The 19,793-nt window shown below is 53.9% G+C and carries 20 protein-coding genes and 1 tRNA gene; 10 read left to right on the top strand and 11 right to left on the bottom strand.

Features of this window, described 5'->3' with window-relative positions; translation table 11 throughout:
- The first annotated feature begins 36 nt into the window (after window positions 1-36).
- The 4 genes from C5Y44_RS09800 to C5Y44_RS09815 are packed head-to-tail and all read left to right on the top strand — an operon-like array spanning window position 37 to window position 2,376.
- Window positions 37-468 (top strand): hypothetical protein, encoded by a 432-nt coding sequence (locus C5Y44_RS09800; protein ID WP_105324777.1) that lies wholly within the window; start codon window positions 37-39, stop codon window positions 466-468.
- Window positions 469-492: 24 nt separating this feature from the next.
- Window positions 493-1,476 carry a hypothetical protein gene (locus C5Y44_RS09805; protein WP_199186027.1) on the top strand — a complete coding sequence of 328 codons (984 nt, stop codon included), beginning with the start codon at window positions 493-495 and terminating at the stop codon, window positions 1,474-1,476.
- Between the two features lie 6 nt (window positions 1,477-1,482).
- The gene (locus C5Y44_RS09810) at window positions 1,483-1,893 is read left to right on the top strand and encodes a GtrA family protein (RefSeq protein WP_105324778.1); all 411 of its coding nucleotides are present in this window, start codon (window positions 1,483-1,485) and stop codon (window positions 1,891-1,893) included.
- 24 nt (window positions 1,894-1,917) lie between these two features.
- Window positions 1,918-2,376 (top strand): GtrA family protein, encoded by a 459-nt coding sequence (locus C5Y44_RS09815; protein WP_105324779.1) that lies wholly within the window; start codon window positions 1,918-1,920, stop codon window positions 2,374-2,376.
- 18 nt (window positions 2,377-2,394) lie between these two features.
- On the opposite strand, the gene C5Y44_RS09820 is transcribed toward C5Y44_RS09815, so the two are convergent.
- A complete protein-coding gene (locus C5Y44_RS09820; RefSeq protein ID WP_105324780.1) occupies window positions 2,395-3,336 on the bottom strand; it encodes a glycosyltransferase family 2 protein in 942 nt (313 codons plus the stop codon).
- Between the two features lie 43 nt (window positions 3,337-3,379).
- On the opposite strand from C5Y44_RS09820, the gene C5Y44_RS09825 reads away from it, so the two are divergent.
- Both C5Y44_RS09825 and C5Y44_RS09830 read left to right on the top strand, forming a co-directional pair.
- The gene (locus C5Y44_RS09825; protein WP_105324781.1) at window positions 3,380-4,036 is read left to right on the top strand and encodes a GNAT family N-acetyltransferase; all 657 of its coding nucleotides are present in this window, start codon (window positions 3,380-3,382) and stop codon (window positions 4,034-4,036) included.
- Window positions 4,037-4,085: 49 nt separating this feature from the next.
- On the top strand, window positions 4,086-4,775 hold the full coding sequence (locus C5Y44_RS09830) for a hypothetical protein (protein WP_105324782.1): 690 nt from the start codon (window positions 4,086-4,088) through the stop codon (window positions 4,773-4,775).
- A gap of 64 nt (window positions 4,776-4,839) precedes the next feature.
- Here the strand turns inward: C5Y44_RS09830 and C5Y44_RS09835 are convergent, their stop codons facing one another.
- The 4 genes from C5Y44_RS09835 to C5Y44_RS09850 all read right to left on the bottom strand — a co-directional run bounded on the left by C5Y44_RS09835 (window position 4,840) and on the right by C5Y44_RS09850 (window position 9,750).
- Window positions 4,840-6,165 (bottom strand): enolase C-terminal domain-like protein, encoded by a 1,326-nt coding sequence (locus C5Y44_RS09835; RefSeq protein ID WP_105324783.1) that lies wholly within the window; start codon window positions 6,163-6,165, stop codon window positions 4,840-4,842.
- A 35-nt stretch (window positions 6,166-6,200) separates the two neighbouring features.
- Window positions 6,201-7,775 (bottom strand): aldehyde dehydrogenase (NADP(+)), encoded by a 1,575-nt coding sequence (locus C5Y44_RS09840; protein WP_105324784.1) that lies wholly within the window; start codon window positions 7,773-7,775, stop codon window positions 6,201-6,203.
- 32 nt (window positions 7,776-7,807) lie between these two features.
- On the bottom strand, window positions 7,808-8,752 hold the full coding sequence (locus C5Y44_RS09845) for a 5-dehydro-4-deoxyglucarate dehydratase (protein ID WP_105324785.1): 945 nt from the start codon (window positions 8,750-8,752) through the stop codon (window positions 7,808-7,810).
- A 95-nt stretch (window positions 8,753-8,847) separates the two neighbouring features.
- A complete protein-coding gene (locus C5Y44_RS09850; RefSeq protein WP_105324786.1) occupies window positions 8,848-9,750 on the bottom strand; it encodes a LysR family transcriptional regulator in 903 nt (300 codons plus the stop codon).
- Window positions 9,751-9,953: 203 nt separating this feature from the next.
- Between C5Y44_RS09850 and C5Y44_RS09855 the strand changes: the two genes are divergently transcribed.
- Both C5Y44_RS09855 and C5Y44_RS09860 read left to right on the top strand, forming a co-directional pair.
- Window positions 9,954-11,309 carry a gluconate:H+ symporter gene (locus tag C5Y44_RS09855; protein WP_105324787.1) on the top strand — a complete coding sequence of 452 codons (1,356 nt, stop codon included), beginning with the start codon at window positions 9,954-9,956 and terminating at the stop codon, window positions 11,307-11,309.
- A 57-nt stretch (window positions 11,310-11,366) separates the two neighbouring features.
- Window positions 11,367-12,497, top strand: a complete 1,131-nt coding sequence (locus C5Y44_RS09860; RefSeq protein WP_105324788.1) for a mandelate racemase/muconate lactonizing enzyme family protein — start codon at window positions 11,367-11,369, stop codon at window positions 12,495-12,497.
- Window positions 12,498-12,590: 93 nt separating this feature from the next.
- On the opposite strand, the gene C5Y44_RS09865 is transcribed toward C5Y44_RS09860, so the two are convergent.
- From C5Y44_RS09865 to C5Y44_RS09875, 3 genes are all read right to left on the bottom strand, one after another.
- Window positions 12,591-13,025 (bottom strand): XRE family transcriptional regulator, encoded by a 435-nt coding sequence (locus C5Y44_RS09865; protein ID WP_105324789.1) that lies wholly within the window; start codon window positions 13,023-13,025, stop codon window positions 12,591-12,593.
- A gap of 195 nt (window positions 13,026-13,220) precedes the next feature.
- A complete protein-coding gene (locus C5Y44_RS09870; protein ID WP_105324790.1) occupies window positions 13,221-14,018 on the bottom strand; it encodes an ABC transporter ATP-binding protein in 798 nt (265 codons plus the stop codon).
- A gap of 8 nt (window positions 14,019-14,026) precedes the next feature.
- Window positions 14,027-14,920 carry an ABC transporter permease gene (locus C5Y44_RS09875; protein WP_105324791.1) on the bottom strand — a complete coding sequence of 298 codons (894 nt, stop codon included), beginning with the start codon at window positions 14,918-14,920 and terminating at the stop codon, window positions 14,027-14,029.
- A gap of 103 nt (window positions 14,921-15,023) precedes the next feature.
- Here C5Y44_RS09875 and C5Y44_RS09880 point away from each other — a divergent pair, with 103 nt between their 5' ends.
- A complete protein-coding gene (locus C5Y44_RS09880) occupies window positions 15,024-16,232 on the top strand; it encodes an aminotransferase class V-fold PLP-dependent enzyme (protein ID WP_233189946.1) in 1,209 nt (402 codons plus the stop codon).
- 16 nt (window positions 16,233-16,248) lie between these two features.
- On the opposite strand, the gene C5Y44_RS09885 is transcribed toward C5Y44_RS09880, so the two are convergent.
- Window positions 16,249-17,205 (bottom strand): NAD(P)H-quinone oxidoreductase, encoded by a 957-nt coding sequence (locus tag C5Y44_RS09885; protein WP_105324816.1) that lies wholly within the window; start codon window positions 17,203-17,205, stop codon window positions 16,249-16,251.
- Window positions 17,206-17,344: 139 nt separating this feature from the next.
- Here C5Y44_RS09885 and C5Y44_RS09890 point away from each other — a divergent pair.
- A tRNA-Ser gene (locus C5Y44_RS09890) sits at window positions 17,345-17,432 on the top strand.
- Window positions 17,433-17,497: 65 nt separating this feature from the next.
- Here the strand turns inward: C5Y44_RS09890 and C5Y44_RS09895 are convergent.
- Window positions 17,498-18,157, bottom strand: a complete 660-nt coding sequence (locus tag C5Y44_RS09895; RefSeq protein WP_105324793.1) for a GntR family transcriptional regulator — start codon at window positions 18,155-18,157, stop codon at window positions 17,498-17,500.
- Between the two features lie 125 nt (window positions 18,158-18,282).
- Window positions 18,283-19,773, bottom strand: a complete 1,491-nt coding sequence (tcuA, locus tag C5Y44_RS09900; protein ID WP_105324794.1) for an FAD-dependent tricarballylate dehydrogenase TcuA — start codon at window positions 19,771-19,773, stop codon at window positions 18,283-18,285.
- Window positions 19,774-19,793: the final 20 nt, after the last annotated feature.

A 19,793-nucleotide genomic window follows, 5' to 3' on the forward strand; every position in this document is an offset into this window, starting at 1 on the left:
CCGGCAATTGACTCGACGCAGGTATTCTGGGGCGCTATGACGAATGAATCTTTCAACACTGCGGACAATAAAGAAGACAATTACGCCCTCGATGACACCCTGGCTGGACGCGTGGTACAGGCAGGTTTTGCAGGCGCGGCGCTGAGTCTCCCGGATTACATCAAAAATCCGAAGGCGCTGACTACTTCCTATATCTTGCTGCTGGGCTCCTTTACCGGACTGGTGGGCTACCTCAACGCCATTGATGAAGACGAAGACACCACTCCGGAGCCACCGGCTGAATCTAGCCTGCCGCTGTGGCAGCTTATCGCTGGTCTGAGCATCATTGCAGTGCTGAAAGTCCTTGGTTTGCGCAAGCTCGCACAGGCGTTGACCAAGCGTGGGGTGAAGAAACCCTGGTCGATTTTCGGCGGGGTAGGCGCTGGCGTAGTTTTCGCTGCTAGTGAGTATGCCGCACGTCGCGGCTAGTAACATTTAAGTACGCTGGGCACTATGTCAGGCACTGGAGTATTTGACCTCGACAGCCTTCATGACCGTAAAAAGCGCGAGCGCAAAAAGCTCGCAGATTCCACCCGCGACGGTCATACCGGCGGCGAGGATCACAAAGACCACGTTGATGCAGATATGACTGTCCATTTGCGCCGCGAACCACTCACCGTCATCCTGCAAGTCTCCAATATTCGCGATGATGCAGAAGTACATCGCCATATCGGTATCAACGACGCATTAACTTTCGCACAGCTTCACGATGTTTTGGTGACCTGCTTTGATCTGCCACACGAAGAGTCCCCGTGGCACTTTTACTACTTGGATGAAGAAGCCCAAAGGATAAATCCCAACCACCACGTCGCCGAATTTTTATGGCGCGAGGGCGAAGTGGTGGAATTCACCTGGGGATTGTGGGACTTTAAGCTCACAGTTGCAGAGATCTATCCGCGTGATGGCGGCACCCCGCAAGCACTCTGCGTGGGCGGTTCAGGATCATTTCCGGGATCTAAATTTGACCTCACCGCGATTAACGCGGCATTGACCGGGCAAGCGGTCATTGATGAGATTCTGACCTATCTGACCCCGCCGGCCCGCGGGATTATTGAACGCTCCCGACTCTTTGATTTCGTCCCCCTTTTACAGGCTCTTGATCTTAGCCGTGACGTGGACTTATCCCCTGAAGTGACCAAGAAACTCGCGTCCTTGCCACGGGAGGTAACAACCGAGGGCCAAGACGCATTTTGGTCGATTATTTTAGGTCTTGCGTGCATGGGCAGTGAAGAATTAATGGGCGCAGTTACCGCCACCACCATGGAAGCATTGGGGTGGATTGATGATGACGGTGAGGAGCTAACGGCGGAAGAAATCTGGGCGATGTGTGAGGCATCGACAAGCGTATTGGCGTCTGTTGGCGCCTGGGGACCTGAGGCCGCCGCGCCCGTAGACCGTTTAGATATCTTCCGCGCGCTATTGCGTGGGGTAGGCTAACCCTTCGTGACTTCATCGAATAACTCTTTAAAAACCCAACTTTCGCGGTTCGTGCTCGTCGGCATCTTCACCGCGATCTTGGACTATTCAGTCACCATGCTGCTGACCTATTTCGGTCTGCACCGCTCTGCGGCCAAGGCAATCGGTTGGGTCTTTGGCACCGTCGCGGCCTACTTGGTCAATGCGCGCTGGACTTTCGGCGCGAAGATTTCCGGCAAGACCGCAATCAGTGTGGCCTTGTTATATGCCTCGACTTTTGCGGTGCAAAATGTGTTGTACTGGCTGCTAAATTCCCCGCTGCAAGCATTAGGTTTTGATGGTTTAGTCAAAGACACCATTGCTTTTGTGATTGCGCAGGGTGTTGCCACGGTGACAAACTTTGTTATCCAACGCGTCTTTGTTTTTAAATCAAAGTAAGTCTTTTTAGATAGGATAACCGCGATGACTTCTGAAGGTGCCGCACGTCTGGCTAAATCAAATTCACTGCGCGGCCAGTCCACTAAATTCGCGATCACCGGCGGTATCTCCGCGGTGATTGATGCAGGGCTGACCTGGATTTTCCAGATTGCGCTGGCGCTTTTAGGCAATATTGAAGCGCGCTCAGTGGGCTTTTTCTTCGGTACCTTAACGGCCTATTTGCTGAATCGCCGGTGGACTTTTCGCGCGCAGCCATCCAAGCGACGTTTTGCCATGGTGGCGCTGACCTATGCTCTTACTTATGCCGTCAATATTGTGATTTACCGGTGGGCATTCCCATTTTTCGATCACACCTTAGACTGGCGCTCCACCTACGCGCTGGTGGTGGCATTTATCCTCGCGCAAGGAACCGCCACCGTGATCAATTTCTTTGTGCAGCGTTGGTTGATTTTCCGCAACGCGCCCAAAATCCGCGAAGTCTAGCCGTGCGATAGCCGTGGATTAACCGTGCTCTGGGCGGCGGAAATCCTCGCGACGGCCGCGGTTGTGCAGCTTGAGCCACTGCGCAAAGCCCTTCGGGTCGTGCTGCTGGACGAGGAAGAACCAACCAAAGCGCGCGAATTCCTGCGGTAGTAGCTTGCGCATGCCGCGCTGCCACAGCAAGTAGCCACGGTTGCGGTAGGTGAAATAGCGTTTGAACTCGCCTTCGGGGTATTGGGTGTGCATCTTGCCGCCCAAAATCGGCTTGAATTCATCAGAGCCATCTGGGTGCAGGTAGGCACAGGTAAGCGCAGTTCCAAACGATAAGCCCGAATTAACCAGGCGGCGGTGGTATTCCACCTCATCGCCGCGGATGAACAGGCGGTAATCAGGCACGCCGATGATCTCCATGGCGCGGGCAGAAATCAGCGCGCCGTTGAAAAGCGAGGCGATTCCAGGCAAGAACTCGCCTTCTAGCTCTTCCATGCGCCGGCGCCACACCAGCCCCTGACGCAGTGGGAAAGCTAGTGCACCGGGGTCGTCGATATTGCATACAGCAGGGGAGACCTCATGCAGCGCATTAGCTTCAGCCACGCGGTAGAGCTCTTTCAACACAGCTTTATCAGCGGGGCGGCCGTCATCATCGGCACACCAGATGGCATCGGCGCCCAAAGAAAGTGCGGTTAAAAATCCCAAGGCAAAGCCGCCGGCACCACCCAAATTGGTCTTGGAGGGGACATAAACGGCACGCTCGCCGGCGAGGTCATCGACAAGCTGCTTAACGGCCTTATCCGCACCGTTGTCCACCACAATGACCCACTGCACCGGGTGGGTTTGGCCTACTACCTGCTCTAGCGAGGCGCGCAATAATTCCACGCGGTTATGGGTGACAATGACCGCCGCGGTGGAACCGGTGGAGCGTAAAGGTGCAATGCGTGGGGAAGTAGTGCGCGAAGTGGGCATGGCGTTTATTCTTTCACGAATTTCCCGGTGGTAGCATTTCGCCATGGATCTCGCGCGCATCTGGCCGCCTTTTGGCTTAGAAATCACAGCTTCTCATGCTGGTGAGGAGATTTCACTGCGGGTGATGCGGGATGAAGATATCGCAGTGCTTAGCGATGCCACCCCGACCGATATCTTCGGCGCCGACATCCCCGAGCACGCGTTTGGCTGGCTTTTCGATGAAACCAATAGCCCCGCGCTATTTCGCTGGGAACACCGTGTACAGATGTCGCCCGCGCACTGGTCCCTGGACTTGGTTGTGATTAAAGACGGCGAAGTGATCGGCTCTGTTGATATGCGCGCCAATGATTTTCCGACCACGAAATCTATCGAAACCGGTTCGTGGATCTACCACCGCTTTCAAGGCCGGGGCATCGGAACTTTGGTGCGCCACGCCATCGCAGAGCTGGGCTTTAACCATTTCGGAGCTGAACGCCTCACCACCGCCTGGGCGTGCAGCAATAAAGCATCGGCGGCTGTGAGCGCCAAGTTGGGATATACCACCACCGCTGATATCACCGTGGAATCCCTGGGACCTGATAACCACACCGCACCCGGGGTGCGGGCGGAACTTCTACGCCGCAATTATCATCGTCCAGCGAAGCTTCAGTGCGAAGTGCACGGCGTGACCCCAGAATTGAAATCTCTTCTGGGCATCTAGCACGGCTTATGCGCTGCTTTTGCTAAAAAGGGCGCGTACATTGGGGTTTATGCGATGGTTGGATGAACTGCAGGAGCCGCAAACTTTTGTCACCGCCAGCGTTGAGGCGCCCGGGCGGCTGGGCACCATGCTGGCCGGTGCCGCCGTGTCATTGTTTCCACCTGATGGCAACCGGCCAACCTCGCGGCAATTTCGCATATTGCTTCTCGATGAAGAATTCGCCACCGTCGACGCCCTCGCCCTTTCCACCAGCTACGTTGCCCGCACCAGTACGCTTTCTCATAGCGATGCCGGCACGCAAGAAATTACCGGTACTGAAGCCAAACTGGTAGACGATAGCGGCGTGCTTTCTCTTGTGATGGTGGAACATCACCAACAAGAGCGCATTGGAATCAAATTCCACGCGCATGCTCCTGTTAATAAGCCACTTCAAGAAGTGCTGCCCGCCATGGAGTTTTTAGCATTGATGAAATATGCGAAACGCGTGGTGGTCTATCCCCGCTGGGCTTCTATTCCGTACCACGAAGCCGTCGATATCACCGAGCTTTCGCCTCAGTTTCACGCCGTGGTCAAATACTGGTATGACCTGGCTGAATCGCTTACAGAAATCCAGCCAGGTATTGAACCCGGAATGCGCTTTCCTAACCTCGCCGCACCGCAACGCTCGTGGCTCAACGTAGATACGCTGAATCCACTATCGATTGATCAAGTGATAGCCCCGAAATCCTCTAGACAATAAATAGTGGGGTTCCGCGGGCGAATGGACGCCTGGGAACCCACTAAAGATTTAATTGAAAGAGGACCTAGCGAACTAGGCAAGGACGCTTGGCATCGAATTCCCAGTCCTTGATGAGGTACTGCATAGCCAAGGCGTCGTCGCGGCTACCCAGTCCGTGCTTGTTGTACAGCTCGTGAGCCTCAGCAAGACGGTCTTCATCAATCTGAAGCCCCAAGCCCCCGGTGTAAGGAACATCGATTTCACCATTGACAATCTGGAGTGGGTTCTTGGTTAGGGCCTGACCATCCTGCCAGATCCAGTGGGTATCCAATGCAGTGATTTCACCCGGTGCGGCAGCGCCGACGTGGGTAAACATTGCAAGGGAGATATCGAAGTGGTTATTGGAGTGCGAACCCCACGTCAAACCGAAATCATTGCACAGCTGAGCCACACGAGTTGAACCAGACATGGTCCAGAAGTGTGGGTCAGCTAAAGGAATATCCACGGAACCCTCGCGCACCGCATGTGCCATTTCACGCCAGTCAGTGGCAATCATGTTGGTAGCGGTTCGAAGCCCGGTCGCACGTCGGAATTCTGCCATAACCTCACGGGATGAGAATCGGCCTTCGGCGCCACAAGGATCCTCGGCATATGCGATGAGTCCTTGCATTGCTTTGCCGTAGCGAATCGCGTCCTCGAGCAGCCATCCGCCATTCGGATCGAGAGTGATTCGCGCGTCAGGGAAAGCTTCCTTGAGAGCACGGATGGTTTCGACTTCTTCGTCTCCAGACAGTACGCCGCCTTTGAGCTTGAAGTCCTTGAAACCATATTTCTCGGATGCCGCACGACCTAGTTCCACCACTGCCTCAGGAGTCAGTGCCTCCTCACGGCGAATGTGGTCCCAACCTTCTGCTTCTGGCTCGCGCAAGTATGGGAGATCCGTCTTGTCTGGGTCTCCTACATAAAAGAGGTATCCCAAGATTGGAACGCTTGCGCGCTGTTGACCATCGCCAAGCAACTCTGCGACTGGAACACCTAGTGCTTGTCCCATTAGATCCAGCAAGCTGGATTCGATAGCAGTGACAGCGTGAACGCCAATGCGCTGATCAAAGGTCTGGTTGCCGCGTCCGCCAACGTCCTTGCCTGAAACCTTGGCGCGGAACTGGTTAAGCAGCGACTTGTACTGGGCAACAGGTTTGCCGATGAGAAGCTCGCTGGCTTCCTCAATGGTCTGACGGATTGCTTCGCCGCCAGGTACTTCACCAAGGCCAACGCGGCCTTCAGAATCCGTAATTAACGTGATGTTACGGGTGAAAAATGGGGCATGAGCTCCTGAGAGATTCAACAACATTGAGTCGTGACCTGCAACAGGTACTACTCGCAGTTGTTCAATAGTGGTGGTGTTGTTCATCGCGATTCTCGCTTCGAATAGAGGATTAGGAGTAGTTAGAACTGTCCATCAACAACTTGTGGGACATTCCATGGATTGGCGTCCTGGATTGGTTCAGGGCGTAGTACTTCTGGGAATGATTGGTATGCAACTGGACGCTGGAAACGCTCGATTGCCAAGGTTCCAACGCTAGTTGTTGCGCCGTTGGTGGTCGCTGGGAATGGACCACCATGAACCATGGCGTGGCCAACTTCGACGCCGGTTGGCCAGCCACCGAAGAGGATCCGGCCTGCAATCAATTCGACATGTGGGAGAAGTTTCTCGACGTCAGCGTGGTCGCTTTCGGTTGCGTGGAAGGTTGCAGTTAACTGACCTTCCAAACGGTCAATTACCTTTACGAGCTCATCAATGGAGGAGTAGCGGATGATGAGAGAGGCTGGGCCAAACATTTCTTCTTCCAATACCTCATTGGAATCGAAAGTGGCGAGGTCAGTTTCAAAGATGACAGGCGCTGGAGCATTCTCACCTTGGCCGGCGTTACCTTCTCCGATGGCTTCTACTCCGTCTTGGGAACGTAGCTTCTTGGTCGCATCCAACCAAGCATTAGCGATTCCAGCGGTGAGCATAGTCTGACCGGTCGAGCCATTAAAGAATTCCGATACCGCGGATACAAAAGAGTCACCTTCAGAGCCTTCCGGTAGGAAGAGGAGTCCCGGCTTAGTGCATAGCTGGCCAGCTGAACCAGTAACTGATCCGAAGAATCCTTCGGCGAGTGCCTTTGTATCCCCAAGTGCTCCGGGGAGAACAAATACCGGGTTAACCGCACTCATCTCGGCATAAACCGGAATCGGGGTTGGACGCTGGTTGGCAGTGTGGAACAAGGCCATGCCGCCGCTACGGGAACCCGTGAAACCAACTGCGGTGATGGCAGGATCTGAGATCAAGCGCTGGCCGACCTTGGCACCTGGCCCATAGATTAGGTTGAAGACTCCCGAATGTAGACCTTGCTTCTCGATTGCTGCCTTAATCGCCTGCGCGACAATCTCGGAAGTACCAGGGTGTGCGTTGTGAGCCTTGAAGACTACAGGACAACCCGCAGCTAGTGCTGATGCAGTGTCACCGCCAGCAGTGGAGAATGCGAGTGGAAAGTTGCTCGCGCCAAACACCGCGACGGGGCCCAGCGGAATGCGACGCTGGCGGATATCTACGCGTGGTGCTGGTTGACGATCTGGCTGTGCGGGATCGATGCGCACACTGTTGTCATTGCCGTGACGCAAGACCTCGGCGAATAAACGCAGCTGGTTCGTGGTGCGTGAAGTTTCTCCGTTAAGGCGAGCCTCTGGCAAGCCGGTTTCTTGCGTTGCGCGGGCGACGATATCTTCGCGGCGCGCTTCAATCTGATCTGCAGCTTCGTCGAGGAATGCTGCACGCTCTTCGGGAGTGGTTGCACGGTAGCTAGCAAACGCGTCTTTCGCCGCCGCTACAGCTTGATCGGTCTGCTCTTCGTTGAGTAGACCGAATTCTGGTTGAAGTGCTTCATTGGTGGCTGGGTTGAAACCGGTCACGGTTCCGTCGGTTCCGGTTACCCATTCGCCATTGATGAGGGACTGTCCATTGATCTGGTTGGTCATAGCGTTCCTTTCCTTGGATGTGGATTGGATTCTTATTTAGCCGGGGTGTGCTTTTCTGCGCCGGCTCCTGAAGAATCGATGAGATTCTTCAGGTCCTGCAAGTCTTTTTCAGAAAGGTTTTGAAGTGGTGGACGAACTGGGCCGCAGTCGCGACCTTGTACCTTCAGGCCACCCTTGACAATTGATACACCGAAACCTTGGCCACGGTCGCGGATATCCAAGTAGGGGAGTACGAAGTTCTTCAGCTTTTCTTGGACGGCTTCGGTATTCTGCGCACGAACATCGCGGTAGAAATTCAGAGCAAAGTCAGGGACGAAGTTGAACATTGCGGAAGAGTAGGTACTCATACCCATCTCGAGCAAAGACAGTGCGAAGGTTTCTGCAGTTGGTAGACCACCGAGGTAGAACAGGCGGTCGCCGTTGGTGGTGGTGACCTTAGCTAGGTGCTCGATGTCTGCGGTCGCGTCCTTGTATCCGACAAAGTTCTCATGGCGCTCAGCCAGACGAGCCAAAGTATCAGCTTGGTATACCGCGTTTGCGCGGTTGTAGACGATGACGGATAGGGAGGTAGAACCGATGATTGCTGATGCGTGCTCGAAGAGGCCGTCCTGGTCACACTCAGTCAGGTATGGGGGAAGGAGCAGCAAACCTTCGGCACCAGCTGCTTCAGCACCCTTGGCATGCTCAATTGCTTGGTGAGTGTTACCACCAGCGGATCCGAGAACTGGAACCTCCGGACGAGAAGCCTCGACAGCAAGCTTGGTTACGCGGTGATTTTCTTCAGGTGTGAGGCTGAAGCCTTCTCCTGTTCCACCTGCAGCGAATAGACCTGCGACATCATAGCTGGACTGCCATTCAATGTGGTTTTGGTACGCCTTTTCATCAACCTCAAGGTTGGAATCGAATGCGGTGGCAGGGAAGGACAATAAGCCATCCTTGAGCTGCTGCTGCAACTCAGTTGGGGTAAAGCGGGACATGGGGACACTCCTTTGTAAGTGACGTGGATTACTTGACTTGGAGTCTATGGAGCGTGTCCATACCTGTCCAACACTTTTAAGGCATGTGTCAATACCTAAAATGCATTGTTGAACTTGATCTGGTTTTCGTCGATCAAAGTAAACAGCCGTTTGACTATTGGATTATGGGTATCTTGCTTGGCGATCATCTGCGTTTTAATGATGCCCTCGTCTAGGTCTTCAAAGTGGCGAAGTCCAACCCCAGGAAATGACACTCGCTTGGCAGATTCGGGGACGAGGGCAATTCCGTGACCGGAAGCGACCAGTGCAACCATGGCGCCCACCTGACTGAGCGAGTAAGCAACCTGATGGTGGTCGACTCGGAAGTTTCGGACCGTGATGTCGTAGAAATACCTCGCCTTGTTTGGGGAGTAAATGATTAGGGGTTGGCCGCCGATGTGTTCACGGAGCAGTGGGCCATCTTGGAGCATGAGCGGGTGGTCAACGGGAGCTGCTAAGACCAGGCTTTCATGATGGATCTCTTTCATTAGGTGCTCTTCGTCGCCGTATTCGAGACGGCCAACCGCTACGTCGATAGTCTCATTTTCAAGTGCTTCGAGCTGTTCTCGCGTGACCATTTCGAACACTTCAATTTGGACCGCTGGAATTTTATTCTTTATGAAACTAAGTAGGGGTCCGAGGATGCTTAGTCCTGACGCGGTGGTGTAGCCGATGCGAATTTGACCGCTGAGTCCTACTGCAGAAAGGCGTGCGAGCTGTCGTGCATTTTCTGCTGAGTTCAAGATGGTTCGGGCTTGGCGTAGAAAGGTTGTACCAGCTGGGGTGAGTTCAACCTTGCGGTTATTTCGAAGCAAGAGAGGGGTGCCGACATCTTTTTCCAGTTTTTGAATTTGGCGGCTTAGTGGCGGTTGGGTCATGTTCAGCTCGTCTGCGGCATGTCCAAAATGGAGGTGCTCCGCGACGGTTATGAAGCACTGCAGCTGATCAAGGGTATACATGCGGCTCCTTAGGTGTATGCGTTTTGGGTATCACTGAATACCTTAATAACCTTAGACAAACATCAATGAGCCTCTTTACGATTCCTTCTAGATGTGATGCCACCCACAAGAAGTATTTTGTCAGGGTGACAGCGCACTTTTGAAAATCACAAAGAACTCAGGGGTTGGAAAACCTCAACTATTCCTAATGAAGGAGGACGATCATGCCGCTACTGATCGTCGCACTCGCAGTAGTTGTCCTGCTGGTGTTAATGACCAAATTCAAATTAAACGGCTTTATCGCGCTGCTTACTGTGGCAGCTGGTGTCGCACTGTGGGGTGCAGGAACGGGCCGGCTCTCAGTTGACGGGGAGGCTGTCGGTGTCGATGCGATTCCAGACATTATTGCCACAGGCTTAGGCGGGCAGCTTGCACACACATTGATTGTCATCGGGCTCGGCGCAATGATCGGTCGTGTTATCGGTGATGCCGGTGCTGCTCAACGAATCGCGCTTAAGATTGTTGATGTCTTTGGTGAAAAGAATGTTCAGTGGGCGATGATTGCTACATCGATGATTATCGGTATCACGATGTTTTACGAAACTGCCTTCGTTATTGTCGTTCCTGTCGCTTTCACGCTTGTTCGGGCTACCAACACGAACTTGTTGTGGGTGGGCCTTCCGATGTCGATTTCTCTGTCGACTATGCACTCCTTCCTGCCGCCACACCCAGGGCCTGTTGCTGCGGCGGGTATCTATGAAGCTTCTACTGGTCGAACCATTCTTTATGGCGTTGGTATGGCACTTATAGCTGGTGCGTTCGTTGCTATGGTTTGGCCTCGTCTGAGCTTTGTGAAGAAGATGAACCCCACAATTCCGGAGGGCCTCGCTCCATCGAAGTTGTTCGAAGAAGATGAAATGCCAGACATCTTCACATCTATTTCTGTGGCGATCCTGCCAATCATTCTCATTGCTGGTGCAGAGATTTACGCAATGGTTTCGACTGCAGAGAACACACTTAGCAGGTTCATTGGCCTAATCGGTTCACCAGAAGTTGCGCTGCTCATTACCCTTTTTGTAGCGATCATCGTCTTTGGGCCGATGCGTGGCACGCCGATGTCGAAGCTAGCAATCTCAATGGCCGAATCAGCCAAGGGAATGGCGATGATCATCATGGTTATCGGTGCTGGTGGATCCTTTAAGGACGTGCTTGTTGCAACCGGTATTGCCGATTACATCGCTGACATGACTGGTGGCTGGGATTTGAACCCGATCATCCTGGTGTGGTTGACGGCCGTAATCCTGCGTATTGCGTTGGGCTCTGCCACGGTTGCAGTTACGACTGCCGCGGGTATTGCTGCGCCGCTCGTGGCAGCCAGTGGGGTATCTCCAGAACTGATGGTTCTTGCGACGGCGTGTGGTTCCATCGCATTTAGCCACGTTAATGACCCTGGATTCTGGATGTTTAAGGAGTATTTCAACCTATCTGTAATTGACACCATCAAAGTTCGCACAACCTACACCACGGTGCTTTCCATTCTTGGACTAATTGGAGTCCTTGGAATGAGCTTGATCGTCTAATCGGGTTTGTCCGAGAAGTCCTGAATTAAAATCCATCACAATTGAAAGGCAAATGCTATGTCTACCAATATTGATTCCATCCGCCAGGTCAAACTATCATCCGTTGTTCTTCCTCTGAAGACCGCAATCTCTGATGCGAAAGTCTTTACCGGTCGCCAAAAGCCTATGACCGAAGTCGTCTTCCTTTTCGCTGAGATCACGACCGAGTCCGGCCATGAAGGAATCGGCTTTTCCTATTCCAAGCGTGCTGGCGGACCCGCTCAATACGCTCATGCTTGTGAAGTCGCCGATAATCTCATCGGCGAAGATCCTAATGACATTCCTCGCCTGTACGACAAACTGCTGTGGGCAGGGGCTTCCGTGGGACGTTCGGGCGTGGCAACCCAAGCCTTGGCTGCCATTGACATCGCTTTGTATGACCTGAAGGCCAAGCGTGCCGGGCTGCCTTTGGCAAAACTGCTTGGACCCTACCGGGATTCCGTGAGGACTTACAACACCTCTGGTGGCTTCCTTAATGCAACGATTGAAGAAGTGAAAGACCGCGCCACCCAATCCATCGAGGAAGGCATTGGCGGCATCAAAATCAAAGTTGGCCTTCCTGATAACAAGGAAGACATACGCCGCGTCGCTGCAGTACGTGAACACATCGGTGATGATGTTCCATTGATGGTCGACGCCAACCAACAGTGGGACCGGGCAACCGCGCTGCGCATGGGGCGCGCACTGGATGAGTTCAATTTGGTGTGGATTGAAGAACCCCTCGATGCCTATGATGCGATCGGGCATGCTGACCTGCGTCAAGCGCTAGATACTCCTATTTCAACGGGGGAAATGCTGGCCTCGGTTCGTGAACACCAAGACCTAATTGATAATCGTTCCTGCGATATTATTCAGCCGGACTGCCCACGAGTTGGTGGTATTACCCAATTCCAGAAATTATTGACGCGTGCCGATGCAGCAGGGCTCGACCTTGCGCCGCACTTCGCCATGGAGATTCATCTGCATATGGCGGCACTGTATCCACGTGAGCCTTGGGTGGAACACTTTGATTGGCTCGATCCACTCTTTAATGAAAAGCTCGAGACCCGCGACGGACGAATGATTGTTCCAGACCGACCTGGCCTCGGCATTACGTTGACGGATCAAGCTCGTGCATGGACTCGCGAATCCGCTGTATTTGGGGGTTGATTCAACAATCGACCAACCTCGTAAACTGCACTAAATAAGATATCCGCTTCCCACTGCAGGAAGCGGATTTTTCATGCGACGATTGGATAGAGCTTACTCCGCAGCGATGTGAGGCAGTTGGAAGCCTGCCTGCAAAGCGACGTTGTAGATGATGACTCCCAGGGCTAGGACACCACCCAGCGTGAGAATTGTATCGAGGGAGGTGCCAATAGGATCACCGTTTTGGAAATCTTGTCGCACGGAGCTCTTCGCTAGGCCCCAGCTGGATTCAGCGATCTTATCGGAGGTATCTTCCGAGCTATGGCTGCGAATAGCGTCGGAAGATTTATTTGCGGCACTGATTGAGCTAGTCGGTTCTTTTAATAAGGTTCCGCTGACTGGAGATTCAAGTTGCCACTTGAGGAGATCTTTGCGGATTTGGCTATCGACACCTGAAGATCCTTTGCCCAGATCTTGTGCGGATGCGACACCGGTAGATAAAGACAGAGCGGTTACAACCGCCAGAGCAGCGGCAGAAATGCGCTTCATAATATTCTTCCTTTTCGCAGCTATAGAGCCGAATTGATTTAAGCGTGGGTATGGGTTGTGGGAAGCCCATATCCACGTAATCAGCAGCGAGGGAGAAGTGCAGTGTAAAAAGAGAAAATGCCCACTGCGGTGATTAAATCCAACCGGAATTTCGGAGGATGTACACCGTAGTGGGCATGGTTATCGGCGTGTTGATTATTGAGCGTCTTCGCGCTCGAAACGGGTACGCAAATCGCGGACGTACTGGCCAACTTCAGGGCCTTCATATTGACCGACGACATCGGCTACTTCACCAGCGGAACGGATTTGTCCCTTATCAATCCACAGCGCGGTATTGCAGAGCTGCGCGAGGAAGTCGTTGGAGTGCGACGCAAAGACCAAAATGCCGGAGCGCTTCACTAACTCTTCAAGGCGCACGCGCGCTTTGGCCATGAAGGCGGCGTCAACGGCGCCGATACCTTCATCGAGAAGCAAGATTTCGGGCTCAATGGAGGTCACAACACCCAGTGCCAGGCGCACACGCATACCGGTGGAGTAGGTGCGCAGCGGCATATTGAGGTAATCACCGAGTTCAGAGAATTCTGCGATCTCATCCATTTTGGACTTCATCTGCTTGATGGTCTGACCCAAAAACAGCCCGCGAATGATGATGTTGTCGTAGCCGGAGACTTCCGGATCCATGCCCACGCCTAAATCGAAGACAGGGGCAACGCGCCCGCGCACATTGGAAGAGCCACGGGTGGGCTCATAAATACGTGAGAGCAAACGCAACAGGGTGGATTTGCCGGCGCCATTGTGGCCGACGAGCCCAACGCGGTCGCCTTCGCGCAGGTGCAAGTTGATGTCTTTGAGTGCCTCAACAACCACTACGTTGTCATCATTTTGTCCGATGGCGCCACCAGCGGTTGAAAGCACGGCCTTCTTCAGCGAGCGTGACTTCGCATCAAAGATGGGAAAGTCCACGCATGCGTTGTATGTATCAATAGAAACCATGGTTCTCCTTAAACCCAGTAGCTCACGCGGAAGCGCCACTGGCGCATAGCCACCATGGCAATAAGTAGTCCGCCTGCGGTAAATGCCAAGACGATCCACCAGTGATAAGCAGCTACCGGCTCACCAATCAACGGTGCGCGAACAACCTCAAGGTAGTGGTACAACGGGTTAATCTCAGCCAGGCGAGCGCGATCTGCCACCGAGCCACCTTGATCTGTAAGCGTCTTCGTCGTCCACACAATCGGCGTGACATAAAACAACAGCTGCGTCAGCGCTTCTAGCAAAGGCGCAACGTCGCGGAAACGTGTAGCCACCATACCGAAGAACATCGCTACCCACACACCGTTGACAATTAACAACAGCATGCCCGGGATGACCAGGAAGAACTCCCAACCCAACGAGCGTGGGAAGATGATAATCAGCAACAGCCAGATAATCAGGTTGTGGCCCAAGAACAACGTTTGTCGCCACACTAGGCGGTAGACGTGCACTGATAGCGGTGCCGGAAGCTGTTTAATGAGTCCCTCATTATCAATGAAGATAGTAGAGCCCTCTTTAATCGCGCCGGAGATGAAATTCCACATAATCAGACCGACGGTCACGTGTGGAAGGAAATCTGCCAGCGGCAGCTGGAAGAGCATGGAGTACAACAAACCCAATGCCAACGCCATCACACCAGTTGCGATGGTGATCCAAAATGGTCCCAAAACCGACCGGCGGTAGCGCTGCTTAATGTCTTGCAGACCCAACATTAGCCACAGTTCGTGCTGTTTAGCGCCCTGGAGAAGGTCTTTGAACGCCGCACCGAAAGTCTTGGAATCTGACGGCGGTACGGTATGACCCTCTGGAGTGCTAGTCATGCGCGCAATATCTGCGGCAAGTGAATTTTTTTCTTGCTCCATGCCGAATACCCTAGCGCCAAGAAGCTCACTTGGTGGTTTTCACCCGCCCATAAACCCGTATAGAGTAGTGAGCGTCAAGAGCCAGCAGGAGGGAGAGCTTGACGTGGATGTAGCTAGCGTGCGCGGTCTTTACACAGGTCTGTCCGACGGCTGGACATACCTCAATGCGCACGATCAGCCACAAATCGCGGAACGAGTTTCTGCAGGTGTAGCTCGCGCGTTCCGGATGTCGCCAGCAGTTGCGGCGGTGGAAACTTCAAGCGGTTCGCATTCCGCCCCCGTTGCCGCCGGGCGTTTAGAGCGTGCTGATTTCATCTCAACAGCGCGCATGGCGATCGCCGATATGACCGGTGCACACCAGAACTCTGTGGTTTTGGGTCCGAGTCTGCCCGTTTTATATTCCCGTTTAGCGTCCAAGTTGGGACACCTGCTGCGGCGTAATTCTTCGGTGGTTCTGCAGCGGCTAGATTCGGCATCGTTAGGCGATATTGATGCGAATATTCGGTGGGCCCAGCCAGACCTCGGCACGGGTGAGCTACCGGGCTATCAGTTCAATGAACTTATCGATGGCTCCACGAGGTTCGTTTCTTTCACCGCCGCACACGCCACTCTGGGCTCGGTAGCGCCGGTTACAGAGATTACTGACATCATTCGTCGTCAGTCGCGCGCTTGGTCGCTGGTGGATGTCTCAGCGCTTGCTACGTACCGCTCCATTGATATTGATGAGCTTGGTGCCGATATTGTAGGCATTGACTTGGCTCAAGTCGGTGGACCTGAGGTTGCTGCGTTGGTATTTCGCGATACCACCATGTTCAAGCGCCTTAACATCACGCGCGATGATCTGGAATCTCGTGTGTCAGCAGGTCTTGCTGGCGGTGTCGGCCCTTTGGCTGACCACTTTGCGCGTTTAGGCGATCCGGATGATGAACTGCCTGGTTCGCGCCGGACACGGTTACGCAGTTCGATGCTTAAGGTGGCAGAGCACATGAGCCAGCTTAGCGATGAGCTCTATACCTTGATGGGCACACTTCCCGCCGTGCACATCTTGGGTGTTACCGGCGAAGCAGCCAGTGGTGCGCGCACTGATAACCGTATTCCGCGACTTTCTTTTGCTGTGAAGAATGTTCCTGCGGAAACCGTGCACCAGCGCCTCTTCGGCAATGGACTAGTCACTACGCTTACCCCACGCAGTGAGCTGCTTTCTGAGATGGGTGCTGATGACATCGGCGGCGCAGTCACCGTATCTCTAAGCCCGTTTAACACCCATCAAGATATTGAGCACCTAGTTCGCGTGGTTGCCTCGTTGGCTTAACTCCGTTGTTTTGAGGCTACTGCACCAAAACAACCTTGCCGGTATGTGAGCTTTCTACCAGGTGATTGAGTGCCTTAGCCGCATCTGCGAGCGGCAAGGTTTCATGGATGTGGTGCTTTACGCGTCCATCTTCCAGCATTGGCCAGACATTCTCAACGGTCTGGCGGACAATCTCTGCCTTTACTTCTGGTGAGCGGCGACGCAAGGTCGTGCCGTGGAGGGAGATATCCTTCATCATCATCACGCCCATGTTGATCTCGGCCTTATTGCCGCCTTGGAGACCGATGGTGATCATGCGTCCGCCTTTGGCGAGCGCGAACATATTCTTCTTCAGATATGGCCCGCCCACGATATCTAGGATGACATCGCACTGATTCTTGAGCTCTTCAGCGAAGTCTTGTTCCTTGTAATTGATCAAGATATCGGCGCCGTAGCTCTTGCACACCTCAAGCTTTTCTGCCGAACCTGCGGTTACCGCAACGGTTGCGCCAATAGCTTTAGCGATTTGAATAGCCATCAGGCCGATTCCGCCGCCACCGCCGTGGATCAAGATGGTTTCGCCTTCTTTGAGGCCCACTTCCATGACGATATTGGACCAGACAGTGCAGGCGGTTTCGACTACCGCTGCAGTTTCTGCGAAAGAGAAACCTTCTGGAATAGGAAGCAGCTGGCCTTCTGGTGCCGCGACGTATTCGGCATAGCCGCCGCCGACCAGCAAAGCACCCACTTTTTCACCTACTTGGCGGTTGGTATCGCCAGCGTCAGCAATTTCACCAGCGCACTCGAGACCAAGGATCTCCGAGCCACCCTTCGGTGGCGGATAGTTGCCCTCTGCCTGGGTAAGGTCTGCGCGGTTAACACCTGAGGCAGCGACCTTGACCAGTACTTCGCCGGGCTGCAGAGTTGGCTTCGGTACTTCTTGGAGTTCGAGGGCTGCTGGGTCCCCTTCGGTGGTTTGGACGATTGCTTTCATCACATCAGTCATACCCTCCACGCTAGACAAGTTTGCGCAATCAAGCACGCAGTTTTAGTCTTTAACCTTCGATCGGGTAGTCTTTTTGTGTGCTTGAGTTCAGACCCTAGTAGATGTGTGAATCTCTCTTAGAGCACACGGAGACGTGGCAGAGCGGCCGAATGCACTGGTCTTGAAAACCAGCGTGGGGAAACTCACCGAGGGTTCAAATCCCTCCGTCTCCGCCAAATACGCCCGATCACCTGGTTTTCCAGATGATCGGGCGTATTTTCTTTATTTACCGCATTTGTTGTCATAGTGATTTTATTGCCGCCTCGCGCAGCAGCTCTAGGCGAATCTCGCGGGCCTTACTCATATGGGTGCGCGCGAGTTCATTGGCTTTGTCCCCGTCGCGTTGGACGATTGCTTCGAGAATTGCCGCATGCTCGTCCAAGGATTGTTCCCACCGGCCGTCTTCTGAAAGTGTCGAGCGTGGGGAGTGGACAAGGTGTGTACTTAGCCGTTCTAGGAGATCGATAAGCACAGGATTGTGCGTAGCTCGCCAGATTGCTGCATGGAATTCCAGGTTGGTGGACATGCGTTCGTGATCGTCGGGATTTTGTAGTTCCCGGTCACGTGCCAAAAGCGCTTCCATTCGAAGAGTATCGGAAAGCTGTCGGGCTTGGGATGCTTCTTGGGCGGCGTTTGCCTCAAGGAGGATGCGCATGTCATAGACCTGGATTACCCGCTCAGGATCCGGATACGGCACTTGAAGTCCACGTCCCACACGGTCGAGGAGCCCGTCCTGCTCTAGCCGGGATAGGACAGTGCGGATGGGGGTTCGGGAGACTCCGAATCTTTTAGACAGTGCGATCTCTCGAAATGGTGATCCCGGTGCGTGCGCACCAGAGATGATTTCATCGCGGAGAGTAGAGAAGATCGAGTCAATATCGATCCGAGGGGGATTGGCCATCGTTTTACTCCTACCTTTCCGGGTGAAACATTCTGGTGTTTCCGTCGGACGATATTGTTTGAAGTGGAAATGTGTTGTCAGTATACGGGGTTCTAATTACCGGAATCTACTGACAACACAGTGGGCTACGCCAGCGCGCCAGCACGGCGGCCAAAGACTACGCCAGCTGCAAGGCCACTGCCGCCTGGATAGTTATTGCTAAATAATCCGCCGAGCATCTCGCCAGCCGCGTAGAGGCCTTCGATGTGCTCGCCATCTTTATTCAACACGCGGCCGTGGGTATCAGTCTTGACTCCGCCAAAGGTGAATGTGATGCCACAGGTAACTGGGTAGGCGTAGAAAGGACCCTCATTCAGTGGGGCAGCCCAGTTGCTCTTGATCGGAGTGGTAGCCGAAATCTTTCCGTCTTTGACGGTCGGGTCAAACTCTGTATCTGGGTTGATCGCCTCGTTGTATTCACGAATGGTCTCAGCGAGAGCCTCGGGGTTGACGCCGATCTTTTCTGCGAGTTGCTCGATGGTATCAGCAGTTTCTACAGAGATATCCGGCATATCGTATTCTTCTGTGCGCAACATTGGGCGAAGTTTGGCGTCGTAAATCTGATAAGCCACTGATCCTGGTTGCTTGAGGATCTCTTTGCCGTACTTCGCATAGGTGTAGTTACGGAAGTCAGCGCCTTCGTCAAGGAAGCGTTTCCCATCACGGTTAACAATAATCCCAAGGAAATAGCTCTGGCGGGTTAGGCGGTTAGTCAGCTCGCGGTTGCTTTCGTTCTGCGGAGTAAATGCATCCCATTGCACACTGTGGCAAGAGCCAAAGTCGCCGCCCTTCTCCGCGCCGATGCTCAACGCGGCCTTGATCATATCGCCTTGGTTATAGGGAGTGCCGCGTACCTTCGCATTTTCCCAGCCTTCCCCGAGATGCTCGCGGCGCCATTCCGGGTTGGCCTCGAAACCGCCAGCTGTCATGACAACGGATTCTGAACGAATCTCTACGGGTCCTTCACGGGATTCAGCCCGAACGCCCACGACCTTGCCGTTTTCAGTGATGAGTTCGATTGCGCGGTGGCCGTAGAGAATTTCAATGCCGTTTTCTTGTGCGACGCGAGTGTGGTCAGCGATGAGGCCTTCGCCGCCGCCAACATTGCCTACATGGAGCCCTCCCCAGAACAAGTAAGTGCCATCTGGGCGCTCGTATGCTTGACGTTCGTACATCAGGCGGTACTTTAACCCCTTGGACTTTAGCCAGCGCAAGGTAGGGGAGACTTCAGTGACTAGCACCTCCGTCAGGTCCGGATCATTGCGACCTTCAGTGACTTTTTCCAAGTCCGCGGTGTATTCCTGGGCGGAGTAGGGCGGAACCTCGGAGATAGAGTGACGGTCATCGGGTTCGACGAGGTCTCGCAAGTCATCTAGGCCGCTATGAACCATGCGGGTGGCTCCCGCAGTGTAGAAGCTGTTGCCGCCTGCCATATCAGGCTCTCCTCGTTCGAGGAGGAAGACCGTGCGTCCACGCTCATTTGCGGCGTGGGCAGCGGTAAAGCCTGCATTGCCACCGCCGACGACTACGACGTCGGCGGTGAGTTGGCGAATTGTGGGAATGGAAGTGTCAGTCATGTTGGACTCCTGGGTAGGTG

Origin of the sequence: Corynebacterium sp. J010B-136 (assembly GCF_002967075.1) — a bacterium.
Taxonomy (GTDB): domain Bacteria; phylum Actinomycetota; class Actinomycetes; order Mycobacteriales; family Mycobacteriaceae; genus Corynebacterium.

Excerpts from the sequence above, each read along its gene's own strand:
- C5Y44_RS09800 (WP_105324777.1), top strand. The coding sequence starts at position 37 with ATGACGAATGAATCTTTCAACACTGCGGACAATAAAGAAGACAATTAC.
- C5Y44_RS09805 (WP_199186027.1), top strand. The coding sequence starts at position 493 with ATGTCAGGCACTGGAGTATTTGACCTCGACAGCCTTCATGACCGTAAA.
- C5Y44_RS09815 (WP_105324779.1), top strand. The coding sequence starts at position 1,918 with ATGACTTCTGAAGGTGCCGCACGTCTGGCTAAATCAAATTCACTGCGC.
- C5Y44_RS09820 (WP_105324780.1), bottom strand. The coding sequence starts at position 3,336 with ATGCCCACTTCGCGCACTACTTCCCCACGCATTGCACCTTTACGCTCC.
- C5Y44_RS09825 (WP_105324781.1), top strand. The coding sequence starts at position 3,380 with ATGGATCTCGCGCGCATCTGGCCGCCTTTTGGCTTAGAAATCACAGCT.
- C5Y44_RS09830 (WP_105324782.1), top strand. The coding sequence starts at position 4,086 with ATGCGATGGTTGGATGAACTGCAGGAGCCGCAAACTTTTGTCACCGCC.
- C5Y44_RS09835 (WP_105324783.1), bottom strand. The coding sequence starts at position 6,165 with ATGAACAACACCACCACTATTGAACAACTGCGAGTAGTACCTGTTGCA.
- C5Y44_RS09840 (WP_105324784.1), bottom strand. The coding sequence starts at position 7,775 with ATGACCAACCAGATCAATGGACAGTCCCTCATCAATGGCGAATGGGTA.
- C5Y44_RS09845 (WP_105324785.1), bottom strand. The coding sequence starts at position 8,752 with ATGTCCCGCTTTACCCCAACTGAGTTGCAGCAGCAGCTCAAGGATGGC.
- C5Y44_RS09850 (WP_105324786.1), bottom strand. The coding sequence starts at position 9,750 with ATGTATACCCTTGATCAGCTGCAGTGCTTCATAACCGTCGCGGAGCAC.
- C5Y44_RS09855 (WP_105324787.1), top strand. The coding sequence starts at position 9,954 with ATGCCGCTACTGATCGTCGCACTCGCAGTAGTTGTCCTGCTGGTGTTA.
- C5Y44_RS09860 (WP_105324788.1), top strand. The coding sequence starts at position 11,367 with ATGTCTACCAATATTGATTCCATCCGCCAGGTCAAACTATCATCCGTT.
- C5Y44_RS09865 (WP_105324789.1), bottom strand. The coding sequence starts at position 13,025 with ATGAAGCGCATTTCTGCCGCTGCTCTGGCGGTTGTAACCGCTCTGTCT.
- C5Y44_RS09870 (WP_105324790.1), bottom strand. The coding sequence starts at position 14,018 with ATGGTTTCTATTGATACATACAACGCATGCGTGGACTTTCCCATCTTT.
- C5Y44_RS09875 (WP_105324791.1), bottom strand. The coding sequence starts at position 14,920 with ATGGAGCAAGAAAAAAATTCACTTGCCGCAGATATTGCGCGCATGACT.
- C5Y44_RS09885 (WP_105324816.1), bottom strand. The coding sequence starts at position 17,205 with ATGAAAGCAATCGTCCAAACCACCGAAGGGGACCCAGCAGCCCTCGAA.
- C5Y44_RS09895 (WP_105324793.1), bottom strand. The coding sequence starts at position 18,157 with ATGGCCAATCCCCCTCGGATCGATATTGACTCGATCTTCTCTACTCTC.
- tcuA (WP_105324794.1), bottom strand. The coding sequence starts at position 19,773 with ATGACTGACACTTCCATTCCCACAATTCGCCAACTCACCGCCGACGTC.